At 46.2% G+C, this 552-nt stretch carries 1 pseudogene; it reads left to right on the top strand.

From position 1 onward, the window contains the following. Positions 1 to 10: 10 nt before the first annotated feature. Positions 11 to 552: pseudogene (locus R7Z47_RS26355) on the top strand (hypothetical protein); the annotation flags it as partial.

Here is a 552-nt window from a genome sequence, read left to right as displayed (position 1 = left end):
ATAGAGATTCATGCTTAAAAACTGGACTGTAACAACACAACCCGTTCGCCTCGCTTCTGACGGCATAATGATGCGCGAACGTTACCTGCTAAACGCCAAACACGCCAACCACAAATGCACCGAAGCACTCATTTCGATCTTTGGTTGCGGAGAAACATCCCACCGAATTGCGCTAGCAGGCGAAAAATTTAGGCTTGAACAACAACTCAAACGCAAAGGCGGGCGGCCGCTCTCTAGCTACCCCATGGAATATTGTCTTACGTTACCAAAAGGCTACAGGCCCACCGCTGAGCAGTGGCAATCCATTGTCAAAGATTGCTGTTTAGCACTCGCAAAACTCTGCAAGCTGAATAAATCTGAGTTCGCTCAATATAGACAACAAATTCGAGCAGTACTACACCAACAAAGCCAAGACGGCACCAAAGGCAGTGGCGATCATGTGCATTTAATTATCGGTAAAGTGGTTGGTCACCGTGTTCTAAAGGAACTACAGCAAAAGAAAGCCACCAAGCTTATCAAGCAAGCATTCAATCAATCAGTGCTTAAGCATGT

The organism is Vibrio sp. 1641, from assembly GCF_033339995.1.
Classification (GTDB): domain Bacteria; phylum Pseudomonadota; class Gammaproteobacteria; order Enterobacterales; family Vibrionaceae; genus Vibrio; species Vibrio alginolyticus.
The sequence above is the reverse complement of the archived record's forward strand: the minus strand, read 5'-3'. Positions and strand labels throughout refer to the sequence as shown.